The organism is Pseudomonas extremorientalis (assembly GCF_024584605.1).
GTDB classification, from domain to species: domain Bacteria; phylum Pseudomonadota; class Gammaproteobacteria; order Pseudomonadales; family Pseudomonadaceae; genus Aquipseudomonas; species Aquipseudomonas extremorientalis.
The window spans coordinates 4,309,864-4,325,480 of the sequence record NZ_CP089519.1 but is presented as its reverse complement, the minus strand read 5'-3'; the positions used below and the strand labels follow the sequence as shown (position 1 = coordinate 4,325,480).

Annotated in this window: 19 protein-coding genes and 1 riboswitch; of the genes, 8 read left to right on the top strand and 11 right to left on the bottom strand. The window is 59.2% G+C overall.

Going from position 1 to position 15,617, the window contains the following annotated elements:
• Positions 1–14: 14 nt before the first annotated feature.
• The 6 genes from LUU92_RS19440 to LUU92_RS19415 all read right to left on the bottom strand — a co-directional run bounded on the left by LUU92_RS19440 (position 15) and on the right by LUU92_RS19415 (position 5,845).
• Positions 15–695 (bottom strand): DUF2290 domain-containing protein, encoded by a 681-nt coding sequence (locus LUU92_RS19440; RefSeq protein ID WP_257102506.1) that lies wholly within the window; start codon positions 693–695, stop codon positions 15–17.
• On the bottom strand, positions 692–2,848 hold the full coding sequence (locus tag LUU92_RS19435; protein WP_257102505.1) for a DEAD/DEAH box helicase: 2,157 nt from the start codon (positions 2,846–2,848) through the stop codon (positions 692–694). The genes LUU92_RS19440 and LUU92_RS19435 overlap by 4 nt, the downstream gene beginning before the upstream one ends.
• Positions 2,849–3,336: 488 nt before the next feature.
• Positions 3,337–3,576, bottom strand: coding sequence for a DUF6124 family protein (locus LUU92_RS19430; RefSeq protein ID WP_257102504.1), 240 nt, complete (start codon positions 3,574–3,576; stop codon positions 3,337–3,339).
• A 334-nt stretch (positions 3,577–3,910) separates the two neighbouring features.
• Positions 3,911–4,900, bottom strand: coding sequence for a zinc-dependent alcohol dehydrogenase family protein (locus tag LUU92_RS19425; RefSeq protein WP_257102503.1), 990 nt, complete (start codon positions 4,898–4,900; stop codon positions 3,911–3,913).
• A gap of 85 nt (positions 4,901–4,985) precedes the next feature.
• Positions 4,986–5,411: a DUF6691 family protein gene (locus LUU92_RS19420; RefSeq protein WP_093124750.1), complete on the bottom strand. Its 426-nt coding sequence runs from the start codon at positions 5,409–5,411 to the stop codon at positions 4,986–4,988.
• A 2-nt stretch (positions 5,412–5,413) separates the two neighbouring features.
• On the bottom strand, positions 5,414–5,845 hold the full coding sequence (locus LUU92_RS19415) for a YeeE/YedE family protein (RefSeq protein WP_071490130.1): 432 nt from the start codon (positions 5,843–5,845) through the stop codon (positions 5,414–5,416).
• Between the two features lie 193 nt (positions 5,846–6,038).
• Here LUU92_RS19415 and LUU92_RS19410 point away from each other — a divergent pair, with 193 nt between their 5' ends.
• Positions 6,039–6,272: a hypothetical protein gene (locus tag LUU92_RS19410; RefSeq protein WP_058425621.1), complete on the top strand. Its 234-nt coding sequence runs from the start codon at positions 6,039–6,041 to the stop codon at positions 6,270–6,272.
• Positions 6,273–6,274: 2 nt separating this feature from the next.
• Here LUU92_RS19410 and LUU92_RS19405 read toward each other — a convergent pair whose 3' ends face one another.
• Positions 6,275–6,880, bottom strand: a complete 606-nt coding sequence (locus tag LUU92_RS19405) for an SEN1982 family lipoprotein (protein WP_071490129.1) — start codon at positions 6,878–6,880, stop codon at positions 6,275–6,277.
• Between the two features lie 131 nt (positions 6,881–7,011).
• On the opposite strand from LUU92_RS19405, the gene LUU92_RS19400 reads away from it, so the two are divergent.
• The 5 genes from LUU92_RS19400 to LUU92_RS19380 all read left to right on the top strand — a co-directional run bounded on the left by LUU92_RS19400 (position 7,012) and on the right by LUU92_RS19380 (position 9,886).
• Positions 7,012–7,572, top strand: a complete 561-nt coding sequence (locus LUU92_RS19400; protein WP_257102502.1) for a nucleotidyltransferase family protein — start codon at positions 7,012–7,014, stop codon at positions 7,570–7,572.
• Between the two features lie 64 nt (positions 7,573–7,636).
• Positions 7,637–8,077 (top strand): tryptophan-rich sensory protein TspO, encoded by a 441-nt coding sequence (tspO, locus tag LUU92_RS19395; RefSeq protein WP_222540100.1) that lies wholly within the window; start codon positions 7,637–7,639, stop codon positions 8,075–8,077.
• Positions 8,077–8,994 carry an alpha/beta hydrolase fold domain-containing protein gene (locus LUU92_RS19390; protein ID WP_257102501.1) on the top strand — a complete coding sequence of 306 codons (918 nt, stop codon included), beginning with the start codon at positions 8,077–8,079 and terminating at the stop codon, positions 8,992–8,994. The genes tspO and LUU92_RS19390 overlap by 1 nt, the downstream gene beginning before the upstream one ends.
• A gap of 173 nt (positions 8,995–9,167) precedes the next feature.
• Positions 9,168–9,392 (top strand): hypothetical protein, encoded by a 225-nt coding sequence (locus LUU92_RS19385; protein ID WP_071490201.1) that lies wholly within the window; start codon positions 9,168–9,170, stop codon positions 9,390–9,392.
• Positions 9,389–9,886, top strand: a complete 498-nt coding sequence (locus tag LUU92_RS19380; protein WP_257102500.1) for a GNAT family N-acetyltransferase — start codon at positions 9,389–9,391, stop codon at positions 9,884–9,886. The genes LUU92_RS19385 and LUU92_RS19380 overlap by 4 nt, the downstream gene beginning before the upstream one ends.
• Positions 9,887–10,045: 159 nt before the next feature.
• On the opposite strand, the gene LUU92_RS19375 is transcribed toward LUU92_RS19380, so the two are convergent.
• The 4 genes from LUU92_RS19375 to LUU92_RS19360 all read right to left on the bottom strand — a co-directional run bounded on the left by LUU92_RS19375 (position 10,046) and on the right by LUU92_RS19360 (position 14,078).
• Entirely contained in the window at positions 10,046–10,810 is a 765-nt protein-coding gene (locus tag LUU92_RS19375) for an ABC transporter ATP-binding protein (RefSeq protein WP_257102499.1), read from the bottom strand.
• On the bottom strand, positions 10,807–11,811 hold the full coding sequence (locus LUU92_RS19370) for a FecCD family ABC transporter permease (RefSeq protein ID WP_257102498.1): 1,005 nt from the start codon (positions 11,809–11,811) through the stop codon (positions 10,807–10,809). Before LUU92_RS19370 ends, LUU92_RS19375 begins: the two co-directional genes overlap by 4 nt.
• Positions 11,808–12,818 (bottom strand): ABC transporter substrate-binding protein, encoded by a 1,011-nt coding sequence (locus LUU92_RS19365; protein WP_071490122.1) that lies wholly within the window; start codon positions 12,816–12,818, stop codon positions 11,808–11,810. The genes LUU92_RS19370 and LUU92_RS19365 overlap by 4 nt, the downstream gene beginning before the upstream one ends.
• Before the next feature lie 102 nt (positions 12,819–12,920).
• Positions 12,921–13,115: riboswitch (cobalamin riboswitch) on the bottom strand.
• A 36-nt stretch (positions 13,116–13,151) separates the two neighbouring features.
• Positions 13,152–14,078, bottom strand: coding sequence for a DNA/RNA non-specific endonuclease (locus LUU92_RS19360; RefSeq protein WP_071490121.1), 927 nt, complete (start codon positions 14,076–14,078; stop codon positions 13,152–13,154).
• Between the two features lie 130 nt (positions 14,079–14,208).
• On the opposite strand from LUU92_RS19360, the gene LUU92_RS19355 reads away from it, so the two are divergent.
• Positions 14,209–15,270, top strand: coding sequence for a M4 family metallopeptidase (locus LUU92_RS19355; protein WP_071490120.1), 1,062 nt, complete (start codon positions 14,209–14,211; stop codon positions 15,268–15,270).
• Between the two features lie 14 nt (positions 15,271–15,284).
• Positions 15,285–15,590 (top strand): protealysin inhibitor emfourin, encoded by a 306-nt coding sequence (locus LUU92_RS19350; protein WP_071490119.1) that lies wholly within the window; start codon positions 15,285–15,287, stop codon positions 15,588–15,590.
• Positions 15,591–15,617 lie beyond the last annotated feature (27 nt).

The following is a 15,617-nucleotide window of genomic DNA, read 5'->3' as shown; positions in this document are numbered from 1 at the left end:
CTCCTATCTCGAGCTTAAGTCGCGCCGGGAACACTTAGGTGAATTAGTTTTTGCTCGTTTGGACTGATGCTCGAGCCGAAAAATAATTTATGCCCTGGAAAAGTCGAGATGAAGTCATATTTCTCCGTTTGGTAAAAGTTTCGTATTACAAACTCGATAAACTGCCGTGGAGTCAGGGGGCAACCAACCGGGATACGACAACCCTCTACATCACCCAAAGTAAGGTGACACGTGGGGTGGATAATATCTTTTGCTGCCAGTACGTCGTAGTCAAATCTTAAGGGGAACGGAATTAAGCGCCTTGAGACAATGTCTACGTATACCTCCTCCCGCATATATAGCTCAGGGTCATCTTGGAATGAACGTAGGCTCGGAGATGGATAATACGCCAAGCGATGTTTGATGAGTGAGTTGTCATCAAAAATATACGATAGCTGAAGTAATCCGCCATCGACCAGCTTGACATTAAAAGACCGTTTTTCTAGCAGTTCAGAATATATGATGTCATAGTCTATGTCTGACATGGCAATAGATATATGTTCTGCTCCTTGAAAAGAAACCTCCCATTTGTTGTTTCCGGTCTGTCGAAGAGCTGGGAAATTTTGATCGTCAGATAAACCATTTCCTATTAGCTCCGAAATTAAGTGCTCTAGGTCCTCGCGGATTTGATGAGATGGAGATGGGTTTTTTTTCATTTCTGCCCACTCAGTAACTTGAGTAGTTTCTGTCGAGTGTCATCATCAAGGTCTTCAGCAATAAGTTCGCCGGTTTCCAAAGCTTCAGTTAGCTCTTGGGCACTATATTTTTTCTGCTCTAAACGTTTTTTCTCATGAGTTGATAAGTCGCGATGGACAATTCGAATCTTTCCTAGCTGTTCATCGGTTGGATATTGCATATTTAATCGGAATGCATTTTTTTTGAGCTCTTCGAATTCTCGTAGTAGTCCATCCATTCCAGGGCCGTAGCCAACAACTCTAACCCAGCCCTTACTTCGCGTAATTGCTGTGAATAAGCGGTTTCGCAGTGTGGATAGGCCAGCACCATGACCATCACAGTCTTGAGCATTTATCACGTAAACCATGCCAGCTTCATTTCCCTTGGCTCGGAAAATCCCGGTAAATGTGACAGAGCCGATATCGGACCTAAAAAATACGTCAGCGTCCGTGTCTACCCCTGCTAGGTGGCTCTGGATTCCTCGACTAAACAAGGACTTTCTGATGGGGGCGCATCGCTCTCGCGCGCTTATGGGGTCCGGGTTTATGATAATGACGTCATCATGTCTCAGCTCGTCTTCATTTATATTTTTTTGAATTTGTTCAGCGATCCAATCGTTTTGTTCGGATTCGGTCGAAAATTTTATTATTTGTACTAAGTCATTAATTGCAGAGTGGGCTTCCAAAAATCTAGGGCTGGTCTCATCGGTGCGTTCCAGAGATACATTGTGCCCTTTCGATAGTTCTCCGTCGTGAACTCTATAGCCAATTTCTTCCCATAGGGCTGGTTGTTCAAACATTTGAACAAGGCCTGTGTCGGTACCTTTTAGTGGGGGGCGATAAACTCCAAAACCCAACGCGTGGGCTGTTGCAAGAATTGGGCGTGAGTTTCGGTAGCACTTTTGTAGAATTACGTCTTTACGAGGGTCTCTTTCCAATGAGACTAACGGATTGCCCCTATCATCTGCACCAAAAATATCTTCTGGTGGTGGAAGTGAAGTTCCAGATAGGTTTTGCAGTTCATCATATGCATAAACTAAGCGCTTTGGAGGCTTAAGCATCGAATAGCATAACTGCAAAAAGCTCGGAGAGAAGTCCTGTGCTTCATCAACAAGAATCGTATCGTAAATTTCAATCGGTGCCTGTATTTTGCTCAAAGCATCACGACAAGCACCGTCAAACGCTTTGTTGTTTCCTCCATGTTTCAGGCTTGCGCTACGAAAGTCGTAGAAGTCAACGCCACTTTGTCGACATGCTTCATAATAAATACCGTCCCGCTCGATTCCTCCGGGTGCACCCCAAGCATTGAGAATTCGAAGCTTAGTCCAGTCCGGCTCTTCGCCGCTCTGCTCAATACAAAAATTATTAATCAATCTCTTAAACTGTGCTTTCAAAGATCGAGTGTTGAAAGTTACTGCAATGCGCCAGTCCGGTTGCTGAGTATGAAGGTACGCAGCCTTAAGTGCGAGAACTATAGTCTTACCTGATCCTGCTAGCCCCCTAATTCGTTGAACACCCTCTACGGTTTCAACGACGGCGCGATTTTGTCTGTAATCCAGCGTTGCAATTGAATCTTCTAGTTTTTTTAGTTTTGCCCCGCGAGAGTCGGGCCTTATTACATCACGCTTAGACCTACTTTTTCTGATTGAAGATAGACTCTCAATGGCTGAGGTCGTTAAGCGATAGATTTCGTCATCAGAATTTTCCCAGGTTAGCTCTCGTACAATGTTAGCTAAGTTGCCTTCATTTGCTAGAGGGTAGCCATCTTCCGCAAGGGCTTGTACATCACCAATAGCTGGTGCAAATGTTACTACATGTAGTTGTGGGATCAAAGTTCGACCCTTCATAAGGTCTTTGTGTAGCTTTAGTTTTGACTCAATTTTATTCGCGAGGTCGTCTTGGCGTTCAGAGTAGTTTCCAATGTTTTGACCTTCTAATATGTCAAACAAGACTATCCCTTTGTCGGGACTTAGTAATGTCGCATCAACAAAGTATTTACCTTCTGGGGTGGCGATCAAAGGGTATCCAAAAAAACAGCTTCCATCTAAACCTACAATGTTTGCAAGGCACTCTTCCAGCGCGGTCGAAGCAACTGGTTTTCCGTTCGTGCCTCTGGTGAATTCAACTGTATTCATAATTAGTTTCCGGCGTTAGGTGTCTACCGTGATGGCTCGCCACATCTGGATGGAGCTAGGTGTGTAGTATACAGCGATGGCATGTGAGTGAGAGGAGGGATTGAAACGGTTCTTTGCTGCGTGCCACAGCTGTGCCATGAGTTTATGGGCTCTGAATCTGCTTCTCAATGTATGGGGATCTAAACCAGGTTTCCGCGAATCTGCAGGTCGAAGCTTTGTTGTTTCTAGCTAAATTGTGTGTTTTTCCATTCAGATGACTGTCAGTCAAACCACCTTCCTAAACAGGATTTCGAGCCTCATTTCCTAAAAATTTTAGGCTCAATTGCCATCAATGCCCTCGAAAATCGACCGAATAAGCGGCAGAGCTGAAAGCGTTGTGGTTGACCTTAGGTTCAAAAAACGATGGTGATCCCGCTGTAACGTCGTCGCACGTAGCATACGACGACGCAGAGCTTTGCGCCGAATATCTGGGTTTAACGTGTTAACGCTCAGTCTGTGGAAGGCACTTCGCGGTCCAGCAGTTTGGCAGTGAGGAGTACGCCTAGCTCACTTAATTGGTGGATAGCCAGTGCAATATCTCGATGTTTGCCGCTCAGATCGTCGGATAGATCGAGCAGAAGGGTACTGACAGAGGCGAAGGTTTCGTAGCTATTGGCAATGAGGGCTTCATTGCTTGCGTCTGGAGCAACGCGAAAGAGCACGGTTGAATCCTGCATGACGTGAGACATAAAGATATCCTGACTTGGGCCACCACCTCCCCGCTACTAAACGAGTGGGTGGCAGCTGTACGCAGGTTAGTAGACCGGTGGATATCTAAAGCCGGCGCGTCCGAGGACGCCCTGCGCACAGCCGCCATCAAGCACAGACGTTATGTCTGACTGATGAAGCTCATGCACATTCAGATAACCGATCCGGGCTACTAAACCCGATCACCGAGAAATTCAGCGACCGCGCCACCTTAGTTTCGACCACCCCAGCGCACAAGCCGGCGGATTCTGACCCACGCGTAGGCAATCGGGCAAGCCACTGCCCAGCTTTGGGAATTGTCCTAGGACACCGCCCTCACACCGTCACCACGATTTTCCCCACCTGCTGGTTCGCCTCCAAAAACCGATGCGCCTCCTGCACCTCATCCAACGCAAATGTCTTCGCAATCACGGGCGCCAATGCGCCAGACGCCAGCCCGTCCAGAATGAACGCCTTGGCCCGCGCCAACGCCGCCGGGTCGGCGACGATTTCGGCGTACAGATACCCTTTGAGCGTCAAGCATTTGCCCAACACGGTAAACAACGGAAACGGCGTCGGCTCCGAGCTCAGCGCGCCGTACTCCAGCAAGATGCCGCCTCGGGTCATGCTCTGGGTGAGGGCTTCGAAGCCCGGCCCGCCGATGGGGTCGAACACCACGCGGGCGCCTTGGTCGTGGGTGAGTTGCATCACGCGTTCGACCAGGTTTTCTTCGTCGCTGACGATGACGTGCGCTGCGCCGGCATCCAGCAGCGCCTGTTTTTTTGCACGGGTGCGGGTCACGCCGATGGCGGTGGCGCCGACGCTGCGGGCGATCTGGAAGGCGGCGAGGGCGACGCTGCTGGAGGCGGCGGTGACCAGCACGGTGTCGCCCTGGGTCAGTTTGGCCTGTTCCACCAGGGCGCCCCAGGCGGTGACGTATTGCATCCAGCACGCGGCGGCTTGCACAAAGCTGATGGTTTGCGGGTGTTTGACGGCGAGGTGGGCGGGCACGTTGGCGACTTCGCCATAGGTGCCCCAGCGGGCGATGTCCAGCGGTGGGATGACGCTGACGGCGTCGCCCACCTGCAGGTCGGTGACACCGGTGCCGACCGCTATCACCACACCGGCCGCTTCGTAGCCCAAGCGACTGGGGAATTCGGCTTCCTGCAGGTAGGCGTGGTTGCGGAACATCACTTCGGCGCGGTTGAGGCCGAAGGCTTTGACGTCGATTTGGACCTCATCGGCGGCGGGGGCGGGGACGTCTACGTCTTCGAGTTTCAAGACGCTGGCGTCGCCGTAGGCGTGAATCCGGACGATGCGTGCCATGGGGGCTGACCTCGGGGTTGATCGATAAGGCGTTCAATGTAGGCCGCAGGCGGATGGAGATAAAGCACAAACGCCTGCCCGTGCCTCAAGCCTTGGCCAACCTGCGCGCCTCAATCCGCTCAAACAGCCACATCCCCAGCGCCATCGCCAACACGAACACCCCCACCTGCCATTGCCCGGTCAGCAACAGCGCCACCGCAGGGCCGGGGCACAGCCCGGCGATCCCCCAGCCGACACCAAACACCACACTGCCGAGCACCAGCCGCCGGTCGAGGGTGCGCCTGGTCGGCATCTGTATCGGCGCGCCCAGCAACGCGGTGCGGCGCTGCCTGGCGACGTAGAAGAACACGCTGCTGACGGCGAGCGCGCCGAGCATGACCAGCGCCAGGGACGGGTCCCATTCGCCGGCCAGGTCGAGAAACCCGAGCACCTTGGCCGGGTTGGTCATGCCGCTGAGGTACAGCCCCAGGCCGAAGAGCAGGCCGGCGATCAAGGCGGTCAGTTTGCGCACGCTCAGGCTCCCATCAGATGGCGGATGATGTAGACAGTGGCAAACCCGCTGCCCATGAAGCACGCCACCGCCACCAGCGAGCGCAGCGACAGGCGTGACAGCCCACAGATCCCGTGCCCACTGGTGCAGCCGGCGCCGTAGCGGGTGCCGAGGCCTACCAGCAGCCCCGCCAGCACCAGCGCGGCGCCACCGGCCTGGATCGACGCGCCGGGCAAGGTGGCGAACAGTGACCACAGCCAGGGCGAGGCGAGCAGGCCTAGCAGGAACAGGGCTTTTTCGGCGCGGCCTTCAGCGTGTTTGGCCAGCAGGCTGCCGAGCAGGCCGCTGATACCGGCGATGCGCCCGTTGAGCAGGATGAACAGGCCGGCGCTGAGGCCGATCAGTGCGCCGCCGAGCAGGGAGGCCCAGGGGGTGAAGTCGGGGGAGAGCGTCATGGTGCTGGGCCTGCGGGGCGGGTGGGGGATCCAGCTTAGCGCTATCACGGTGTTGTGGGGCAGTGTCATGAAAAAGGCCGCCCGGTGAGCGCGATATGCGCAAAAGCCGCGCCTTTCTGTGCCAGCCGGTCTACCATGCCACCCCGGCAGTGGTTCCACGCGCTACCGAATTCTCTCTTTTAAGGTATCGCCCATGTCCATCGACCAGATCAGCCTGCCCAAGGGCGTCGGCCCCCACGCCACCAAGCTGTTCGACGCCATCACCGGCGCCGCCACCCCTGAGGAACTCAACCGCGCCGGCGGCAAGGCCGAGGGTTTTGTACTGGGCCTTGAGTCCACCAAGGCCATCAAGAGCCAGGTCGCCGAGTCGTTGTATGTGGTTTACGACGACGCGGCGGCGCATCGGGCTAGTGAGTTGAAGGGCTGAGATCAGAAGCCCTGGCTGACGCTGATCCCGCGTGAGATCGAAAAGCGCGGGTCGATCAACTGCAACCCTGGTTCACCCTTCACCCGGCCGACGGTCACGTGGTAGGTCTTTGGCGCTTCGGAGAGGTTTTCCGGGTGGCGCGTGAGTTTCTCAATCGCCGGGTTTTTCGCCCACGGGGCGACGGGCTTCTGGCGGATGTCCACGGTCACCTGCCAGGATTTTTCCACGGCCGGTCCCATCTGGTCAGTGTTGACCTCGGTGCTCTGGACCCTGGCGATTTCATAGCCCTGGGCGTAGCAGAACCCGGAGGCCTGGGGCACGTGGGCGGCTTTACCTGGTTCGGTGAGGGTGTAGGTCTGGTCGCTCTTGACCAACAGGCCTGCATCGACCAGCGCATCGAAGGCCGGTGCGTTGCCCTTGGACACGCTGCGGGTGAAGCTGTCGCCCAGAGTTACGGGGAAGTCTTTGAACATCGGCGCGCTGATGCAGGAAGCCCCTTCCAGGCGGGGTTGCAGGGCGGCTTGAATGTCGGTGTCGGAAGGGCTCTCGCTGCAGGCGGTTAGCAACAGGCTGCTGGTGGCAACGAGGGCCATGGTGGTGATTCGCATCGTTTTATCCTTGACGATTGGGGCCGGTTTTTAGCCCGCGGCAAAGTGTATAGAAATCCTGCTGTCACGAAACCCTCCACACCGTGGTGTAACCTCTGCCGTTCGAGCGCGTCACGGATAACGGAGAGCCCATGACATTGACTGTCGAAACCTTGCTCAACCTGGCCATGGCCAACCCCATCAACGCCGAAATCACCGCGCGCCTGCCCGACCTGGGTGTGGACCAGTGCTTTCTCACGGCGGGCTGCCTGTTCCAGGCGGTGTGGAATCATCAGTCGAATTTGCCGGCGGCCCAGGGCGTAAAGGACTACGACGTTTTCTACTTCGATACCGACCTGTCCTACGAGGCTGAAGACGCAGTGATCCGTGCGGCCGAGCGCTTGTTCCAGGACCTGGGCGTCAACGTCGAGGTGAAGAACCAGGCGCGGGTGCATCTGTGGTACGGCGAGCGCTTTGGCCGGCCTTACCCGCAGCTGCACTCGGCGAGGCAGGGGATTGACCGTTACCTGGTGGCGGGCACGTGCATCGGCCTGGAGATTGCCACGGGGGAGGTGTATGCGCCTTATGGCTTGGAAGATGTGGAGCAGGGCGTGTTGCGCATCAACCCACTGCATCCTGAGCGGGCGTTGTTTGTGCAGAAGGCCCGCAGTTATCAGGCGCGCTGGCCTTGGCTGAACATCGTGATGCCCTGAATCGCAGTGAACTTTTACCCGCGTCCTACGCGTCAAAGTTGAAATACCCAGCCAAGGACCGTCCATGACCTTCTTCATCTTCCTGCTCGCCTGCGCCGCCGCTGCCAGTACCGGCATTATCTTCAAGCCGGGAGCCTGGTACGAATCCCTGGTCAAACCCAGCTTCACCCCACCCAACTGGCTGTTCCCGGTGGCCTGGACGATCATCTATCTCTTACTGGCCTGGGCCGGTTACCGCCTCAGCCTCATCCCGGGCAGCCAAATGGTGCTGGCCTTGTGGGCCGCGCAGATTGCGTTGAACACCTTGTGGACGCCGGTGTTCTTCGGCGCCCATCGCATCCTGGCCGGGATGGTGATTATTGCGGTGCTGTGGCTGACCGTGGCGACCATGGTGGTACTGGCGGTGCAACTGGATTTGATCACCGGCTTGATCCTGTTCCCCTACCTGGCGTGGCTGTGCGTGGCAGCGGCGCTGAACTTTTCGATCCTGCGGAATAACCGCTGATGGCCCACAGAACCTGGCCCGCCAGTGACCCGGAACTGGCCGAGATGCGCCGCTTCAACCAGAAGCTGGCCTGGATGCCGCGCTTCAAGATCCGTAATCGCGTCACACCGCGCCTGATCCAGGCGCTGTTGCGCACCAGCCAAATGCTTAAGAAAGCGCCGGCTGCTGAATGCAAACTGGTCGACTCCGTACCCGTGCGCATCCTGCGGCCGAGCGGCAAGCCCAAGGGCGTGGTGCTGGATATCCACGGTGGCGGTTGGGTGATCGGCAATGCGCAGATGGATGACGACCTCAACCTGGGCATGGTCAACGCCTGCGAGGTGGCGGTGGTGTCGGTGGATTATCGGCTGGCGGTCGACACGCCGGTGCAAGGGCTGATGGACGACTGCCTGGCGGCGGCGCGTTGGTTGCTCACGGCCGATGAATTTGTCGGCCTGCCGGTGTTCGTGGTCGGCGAATCGGCCGGCGGGCACTTGGCGGCGGCGACATTGCTGGCGTTGAAGCAATGGCCGCAACTGCTCCAGCGCGTATGCGGGGCGGTGTTGTATTACGGCGTCTACGACCTTACCGGCACCCCAAGCGTGCGCGCGGCGGGGCCGGACACCTTGTTGCTGGACGGCCCGGGCATGGTCGAGGCGCTGCGCATGCTGACCCCGGGGTTGAGTGATGATGAGCGTCGGCAGCCGCCGTTGTCACCGTTGTATGGCGACTTCGAGGGCCTGCCGCCGGCGTTGATGTTTGTGGGGGAATTGGACCCGCTGAAGGATGACACGCTGTTGATCGCGGAGCGGTGGCCGGGGGCTGAGGCGCATTTGTTGCCGGAGGCGGCGCATGGGTTTATTCATTTTCCGGTGGTGATGGGGGGGAGCGTGCTTGCTTATAGCCGCCAGTGGATCAGTGCCCGACTGGGGAGATGATCATTCAAGCCGCCATGTAAGCGTGCGTACGTCTGGGATAAAGGGCAGTGGGGTGTGCGAGTTGCGCCTGTGAGTGCTGCCGGCAAGACGGTAAAGGCTGATCCATTGAACTTAAAAACTGATCGATGAGTCAGGTTAATCAGCTGCTCTTCTTCACCTCCCAGGACTTTTCCATGCGCGAATACACCCTCAGCTACCTGTTCAACGATGAATCCCGCACCCACGTGTTCGAACTTGAGCAATCCCGGTTGTCGATACATGAGGCGGCGTTGCACCTCCTGCAGCTGCATTTCGGCGATGCCGAGAATGGCTTGATCCTGCCCCCTGCGGATGCAAGCCCGGAAGAAATTCTGGAGCAGGCGCAGGTGTTGGGGATTACGCAGATAGCCATTGTATGAGCCCAAGGCTCAGCATTCAGGCGGTCGCGACGGCGGATATCCCTGAGGTATTGAGGTTCGTGCTGCAAGCTCGTTCCGAGCTTTTCCCCAAGCTCAATGCAGAGGGGATGCCGGCAGACTTGGCGCGTTTCGAGGCGGTCTATCTGCAGGGCCATGGGCAATTTCTGATCGCTTGCGCTGAGGGGCAGATTGTCGCTGCCATTGGCTACCTACCCTATGATGGACGTTTCCCGCAGTTGAATTACCAAGGCCGCAAGACGGTGGAGGTGGTGCGGTTGTTTGTGCTTCCCGCCTTCCGTCGTTTTGGCCTGGCGAGGCAGTTGTACCGCGCACTGGAAGCGCTGGCGCAGGCGGATGGGGTTGAGGTGATGTACCTGCATACCCACCCATTTTTGCCGGGGGCGATTGAGTTCTGGGTTCGGCAGGGGTTCGAGGTGGTGGATGTGGAAGCAGACCCGGTGTGGCGGACGACGCATATGCAGCGGTCCCTGTAGGCCTGTTGTGGCGAGCGGGCTTGCCCCGCGTTGGGCTGCGCAGCAGCCCTGAAACCCTGCGCCCCGGTTCGACCTGGAGGAATGCAGCGGCCTTATTGGGGCTGCTTCGCAGCCCAACGCGGGCAAGCCCGCTCGCCACGATAAACCGCTATTCCAGTATCAAGCGGAACGCAGCCGCAGGATCTGCGCCCCATCAAACGGGTCCGTCAGGTAATGCGCCTGCACGCCGAATGTCTCGTGCAACCGCTGCGGCGTCAGCACTTGCAGCGGTTTGCCCAGCGCCACCAACCGCCCGCGATCCAACACTGCCAGGCGGTCACAGGTCAGTGCCTGGTTAAGGTCATGCAGCGCAATCAAGGTCGTCACGGGCAGCGCCTGCACACCCTTCAAGATCGCCAGCTGATGCTGGATATCCAGGTGATTGGTCGGCTCATCCAGCAACAGAATCTGCGGCCGTTGCGCCAAGGCGCGGGCGATGTGCACGCGCTGGCGTTCACCGCCCGAGAGGCTGCGCCAGGCGCGGTGGCTCAGGTGGGTGGCGTCGACGTCGCGCAGGGCCTGGCGCACGATGGCATCGTCCTCGCTGGACCACGGGCTCAGCGCCGACAACCATGGCGTACGGCCCAGGGCCACGGCGTCGAATACGCGGATGGCGTCGTCGGTGTCGGCCTGTTGCTCCACCACGGCCAGTTGCTGCGCGATGGCGCGGCGGGACAGCGTGCCCAGGCGCTGGCCGCCCAGCAGCACTTCGCCGGACGCTGGTGCACGTAGCCCGGCCAACAGCTTGAGCAAGGTGGATTTGCCGGAGCCATTCGGGCCGACGATGCCGAGGGTTTCACCCAACTGCACGTCCAGATGAACATCCCGCAGCAACTCGGCCTCGCGCACCTTGAAGCCCAGCCCGCGGCAGCTCAATACGCTCATCGCGCATTCCTCCGGCCGATCAGGATCAGCGCAAACACCGGTGCACCGACCAGCGCGGTGACCACGCCGACCGGAATCACCTGGCCCTTGATCAGCGTGCGCGACAGCACATCCGCCGCAATCAGGAATAACGCGCCACCCAAGGCGCTGGCGGGCAACAGCCGCGAATGCCCGGTGCCAAGCAACAGGCGCACGGCATGGGGAATCACCAGCCCGACAAAACCGATAGAGCCGACAATCGACACCATCACTGCCGTCACCAGCGCCGCGCAGCCCACCAGCACAAATTGCACGCGGCGCACCGGAATACCGAGGGACGCCGCCGAGTCGCTGCCAAAGGTAAACGCATCCAGCGCCCGGCGGTGCCACAGGCACACGGCCAAGCCGGCGACCGCCACCGGCACCGCCAGCCACACCGAGGGCCAACGCACGCCGCTTAGATTGCCGAGCAGCCAGAACAGGATGCCGCGCGCCTGTTCGGAGCTGGCCGACTTGGTGATCAGGAACGCGGTGAGCGCATTGAACAATTGCGAGCCGGCAATACCGGCGAGGATGATCTGGCCGGTGCCACTGACCGAACCGCTGGCCCGCGCCAACAGGATCACCAGGGCAAACGCCGCCATCGCGCCGATAAACGCGCCCGCCGACAACGACACCAAGCCGCCGCCCACACCCATCAACGCCACCAGCACCGCACCGGTCGAAGCGCCGGCGCTGATGCCCAGCAAGTAGGGATCGGCCAGCGGGTTGCGCAACAGCGATTGCAAAATCACCCCGCAGGTGGCCAGCCCGGCACCGCAGGCGGCGGCGACCAGGGCGCGGGTGAGGCGGTAGTTCCACACCACGCCTTCATCGATGGGGTCGAGCACGTAGCCGGCGCCCCACAGTTTGTTGGCGAGTACCTGGAGCACCACCTGTGGCGAGATGGCGGTTTCACCAATGGCCACGCCGGCGAGGACGGCAACCAGGAGCAGGGCCAGGGCGAGCAGGGCGCGCATCATTTTGGCAGGTCGTAGCCGTCGATGGCCGTGGCCAGTTGTTCAAGGCCGTCGAACATACGGATGCTGGCCTGCAACGCCAGGGCGTCGAGGATGATGATGCGGTTGTTTTTCACCGCGTCCATGTTGCGCGTTACCGGGTCGCTGCGCAGGAAGGCGAGTTTCTTTTCATGGTCGTCGGCCGGGTAGCGGCGGCGGTCCATGCGCGCGATGACGAGGAAGGTCGGGTTGGCCTTGGCGATGGTTTCCCAACCCACGGCGGGCCACTCTTCATCGGACTGCACCACGTTGGAAAGGCCCAGGGTTTGCAGCATGAATTCGGGGATGCCCTTGTGGCCGGCCACGTATGGATCGCTGGCCATCTCGGCACTGGAGAACCACACCAGCGCGCTGGCCTGCTTGAGGCCTTTGCCCTGCACGGTGGCGACGGATTTGGCCAGGCGCGCCTTGAGTTCGTCGTTCAGCTGCTGGCCGCGCTCCTGCACGTCGAATATCTGCGCCAGTTGGCGGATGCTTTTATAGATAGTCTCGATGCGAAACGGCTCCAGCCGCGTGCCGTCGGCGCCCACCAGGTTGTCCTTGCCTTCGCAGTCGGAGGGCAGCAGGTAGGTGGGGATCTTCAGTTCATGGAACTGCTCGCGGGTGCCGACCACACCTTGCGCGCCGACCACCCATTCCAGCTCGGCGGCCACCAGTTGCGGGCGCTTGGCGATCACGGCTTCGAAGCTCGGTTCGTTGTTGGCCAGGCGCTCGATTTTATCGTTCTGTGCCTTGTACTGCGGCAACACACTGTTGAACCACAGCGAGGTGCCGACCACTTTATCGGCCACGCCCAGGGCATACAGCATCTCGGTGGCGGCCTGGCCGATGGTCACGCTGCGGGTGGGAGCTTGCGCAAAGGTGATCTGGCTGCCGCAGTTTTCCACCGTCAGCGGGTAGTGAGTGGGCGCGGCTTGGGCCAGGGCACAGAAGCCAACGCCTGTGAGCAGGGCGGTAACGCGTGGCAGCATGGGGCGATCTCCGAGTGAAGCGTACGTGCCATTCGGAAATTCACTCTCGGGCTCCGGGGGAGCGACAGGCAAGAATGTCCTTCCCGGACACCCCGCCGGTTAGTGATTGAGCTTGGGCCGGCAGGTCTCCTGACTGATGCGTCGTCGCCAGGCTCCAGCCTTCCCGGACGAGGTCCAGTGGCATCGAGGAGCAGGCTCGGCATCTACAGTTGCGGGGGCAGTTCCGGTTGGCGCGGGTGTACCGCGCCTCGGATTCCCTATTAGTCCCGTTTGGGAACCGGCGCGGTATGGTAGTTGATTAAGGCGGGGCGACATAGCCCACGGCGTGCCCGGTCAGAGACGAATGTCCTCGGGCCCCTGGATCAGCGCTTCGATGCGCGTGCCGGTGGCGCGTTCTTCGTTGCTGAAGCCGTCGTAGTCGGCCAGGTTGCCGAAGCGGATGCCGGTCAGGCGCTCGATCTGGATCACGCTGCGCTGGTAGGTGCGCAGTTGGCCGAACACCAGGTCCAATTGGCCCAGTTCGCGGCTCTGATCGATCATGTAGGCGCTGGCCGAAGGCTTGCCGTCATCGCTCAGGTAGGCGACCACCTTCCAGAACGCCTTGGGGATCTGCACGCCCCGGTAAATGCGGTCGTCGTCGGCGAACACCGGGCCGCTGAACACCGTGGCCCGGGCTTTCCAGCGTTGGGTGTTGTCGAGGATGTAGTCTTCGAGTTCCAGCCAGGTCTTCTGGTTGAACCCGCTCATCTGCGGCGAGCAGTTGGTGAAGTGGAAGGTGTCGAGGTTGGCGGTTTGCGCCACGTCGCCCCAATTGGGGTCCTGGCGGCGCACCAGGTGGCCGCGGTCCAGGCCATTGCCGGCGTAGAGCGCTTCGCCGACTTGGGCGTCGACCGGCAGGCGGCCATCGTAGGCCCAGGTGTCGTTGCTGCGGATGATGTCCACATGCTGGCCGCCGTCGATGTTGACGCCCACATACAGCGCGAGGCGCTTGGCGCGTGACATCGTTATGGAGAAGTGCGTGTAGTCCAGGCGCTTCTGGGCATCGCTCGCCAATGCTTCTTCCAGTGTGGGCCAGGGCACCCCGAAGCTGCCGAGAAAGTCTTCTGCGTAGCCACTTCGGTCCTTCAAGTCTTTGGCCGGTGTGACGCGGGGTGTCGCTGCCCTGGCCTCCAGCAGCGTGGGGCTCGGCGCGATCAACGGGCGCAGGTCGGCGAGCCGGGGGCGGTAGGCGAGGTCGATTTTGGTTTTACGTGCGGGCATCGGTCAGTCCTCCTTGGATAAACACGACTGCAACATAGATTAATGACAATTGATCATACGCACTAACCCCTGGGGGCTATCCTCAAACGGTCACCCGGACGTTCAGCACACGCCAACAAGGAGCCAGCCCATGTGTGATCGCCATTACCGTAACCCGATTTTCTGCCTGATCCCGCCCTATATGCTCGACCAGATCGCGCGTAACGGTGACAAAGCGCAACGGGATGTCGCGCTGCGTACCCGCGCCAAGGACAGCACCTTCCGCTCGCTGCGCATGGTCGCGGTGCCCGCCAAGGGCCCGGCGCACCTGGCGCTGGCCATGGGCGCCGACAAGCGACGCTCGATCTACAGCGCCGAGGGCAGCGACAGCCTGCCGGGCAAACTCATCCGTGGCGAAGGCCAGCCCGTCAGTGGCGACGCGGCGGTGGACGAGGCCTATGATGGGCTGGGTGCCACCTTCGACTTTTTCGATCAGGTCTTCGACCGCAACTCCATCGACGATGCCGGCATGGCCCTGGACGCTACCGTGCACTTTGGCCAGAACTACAACAATGCGTTCTGGAACTCGACCCAGATGGTGTTCGGGGATGGGGACGGCGAGCTGTTCAACCGCTTCACGGTCGCCCTCGACGTGATTGGCCATGAGCTGGCCCACGGTGTGACCGAGGATGAGGCCAAGCTGATGTATTTCAATCAGTCCGGCGCGTTGAACGAGTCGTTGTCGGACGTGTTCGGTTCGTTGATCAAGCAATATTCGTTGAAACAAAAGGCCGAGGACGCCGATTGGCTGATCGGCAAAGGGCTGTTTACCAAGAAGATCAAAGGCACCGCGCTGCGCTCGATGAAAGCCCCCGGCACCGCGTTTGACGACAAGCTGCTGGGCAAGGACCCTCAGCCCGGACACATGGATGATTTTGTGCAGACCTACGAGGACAATGGCGGGGTGCATATCAATTCCGGTATTCCCAACCATGCGTTTTACCAGGTGGCGACGAAAATCGGCGGGTTTGCCTGGGAACGTGCCGGGCGCATCTGGTACGACGCGTTGCGTGATGCGCGGTTGCGGCCGAACTCAGGGTTTTTGCGCTTTGCACGCATTACCTACGATGTTGCCGGTCGCCTCTACGGCGCGAACAAGGATGAGCAGAAGGCGGTCAAGGAGGGCTGGAAGGCGGTCGGTATTTCAGTCTGACGTGAGGAGCAACCATGCAAATTTCGCTGAAGGAAAACGGCGGGCCTGCTTTTTTTCCGGGCCTGGCCAAGCCGCGTACGGTTGAGCTGGACAGCCTGCCCGAGCAGGACCAGCAGGAGTTGCGGCAGTTGGTCGAGGCGTGCGACTTCTTTCAACTGCCGCAAAGCAGTGAACCCGCGCCCGGTAACCCGGGCCAGGTGCATTACACCCTGACGGTGAAGGAGGACCAGCGCGAACACACGGTCTGTGTGCTCGCGCCAGTGAAGTCGCAGGCGCTGGAGGGGTTGGTGCAGTGTGTGCGGCGGCATATTCGTGCATAAACAATTTCAGGCCACCGCATGCCTGTG

What these genes read in the sequence shown, in the direction of transcription:
- LUU92_RS19430 (WP_257102504.1), bottom strand. Translation starts at nt 3,576, where the DNA reads ATGTCTCACGTCATGCAGGATTCAACCGTGCTCTTTCGCGTTGCTCCA.
- LUU92_RS19425 (WP_257102503.1), bottom strand. Translation starts at nt 4,900, where the DNA reads ATGGCACGCATCGTCCGGATTCACGCCTACGGCGACGCCAGCGTCTTG.
- LUU92_RS19405 (WP_071490129.1), bottom strand. Translation starts at nt 6,880, where the DNA reads ATGCGAATCACCACCATGGCCCTCGTTGCCACCAGCAGCCTGTTGCTA.
- LUU92_RS19400 (WP_257102502.1), top strand. Translation starts at nt 7,012, where the DNA reads ATGACATTGACTGTCGAAACCTTGCTCAACCTGGCCATGGCCAACCCC.
- tspO (WP_222540100.1), top strand. Translation starts at nt 7,637, where the DNA reads ATGACCTTCTTCATCTTCCTGCTCGCCTGCGCCGCCGCTGCCAGTACC.
- LUU92_RS19385 (WP_071490201.1), top strand. Translation starts at nt 9,168, where the DNA reads ATGCGCGAATACACCCTCAGCTACCTGTTCAACGATGAATCCCGCACC.
- LUU92_RS19350 (WP_071490119.1), top strand. Translation starts at nt 15,285, where the DNA reads ATGCAAATTTCGCTGAAGGAAAACGGCGGGCCTGCTTTTTTTCCGGGC.
- LUU92_RS19380 (WP_257102500.1), top strand. Translation starts at nt 9,389, where the DNA reads ATGAGCCCAAGGCTCAGCATTCAGGCGGTCGCGACGGCGGATATCCCT.
- LUU92_RS19370 (WP_257102498.1), bottom strand. Translation starts at nt 11,811, where the DNA reads ATGATGCGCGCCCTGCTCGCCCTGGCCCTGCTCCTGGTTGCCGTCCTC.
- LUU92_RS19440 (WP_257102506.1), bottom strand. Translation starts at nt 695, where the DNA reads ATGAAAAAAAACCCATCTCCATCTCATCAAATCCGCGAGGACCTAGAG.
- LUU92_RS19365 (WP_071490122.1), bottom strand. Translation starts at nt 12,818, where the DNA reads ATGCTGCCACGCGTTACCGCCCTGCTCACAGGCGTTGGCTTCTGTGCC.
- LUU92_RS19390 (WP_257102501.1), top strand. Translation starts at nt 8,077, where the DNA reads ATGGCCCACAGAACCTGGCCCGCCAGTGACCCGGAACTGGCCGAGATG.
- LUU92_RS19355 (WP_071490120.1), top strand. Translation starts at nt 14,209, where the DNA reads ATGTGTGATCGCCATTACCGTAACCCGATTTTCTGCCTGATCCCGCCC.
- LUU92_RS19415 (WP_071490130.1), bottom strand. Translation starts at nt 5,845, where the DNA reads ATGACGCTCTCCCCCGACTTCACCCCCTGGGCCTCCCTGCTCGGCGGC.
- LUU92_RS19360 (WP_071490121.1), bottom strand. Translation starts at nt 14,078, where the DNA reads ATGCCCGCACGTAAAACCAAAATCGACCTCGCCTACCGCCCCCGGCTC.
- LUU92_RS19410 (WP_058425621.1), top strand. Translation starts at nt 6,039, where the DNA reads ATGTCCATCGACCAGATCAGCCTGCCCAAGGGCGTCGGCCCCCACGCC.
- LUU92_RS19435 (WP_257102505.1), bottom strand. Translation starts at nt 2,848, where the DNA reads ATGAATACAGTTGAATTCACCAGAGGCACGAACGGAAAACCAGTTGCT.
- LUU92_RS19375 (WP_257102499.1), bottom strand. Translation starts at nt 10,810, where the DNA reads ATGAGCGTATTGAGCTGCCGCGGGCTGGGCTTCAAGGTGCGCGAGGCC.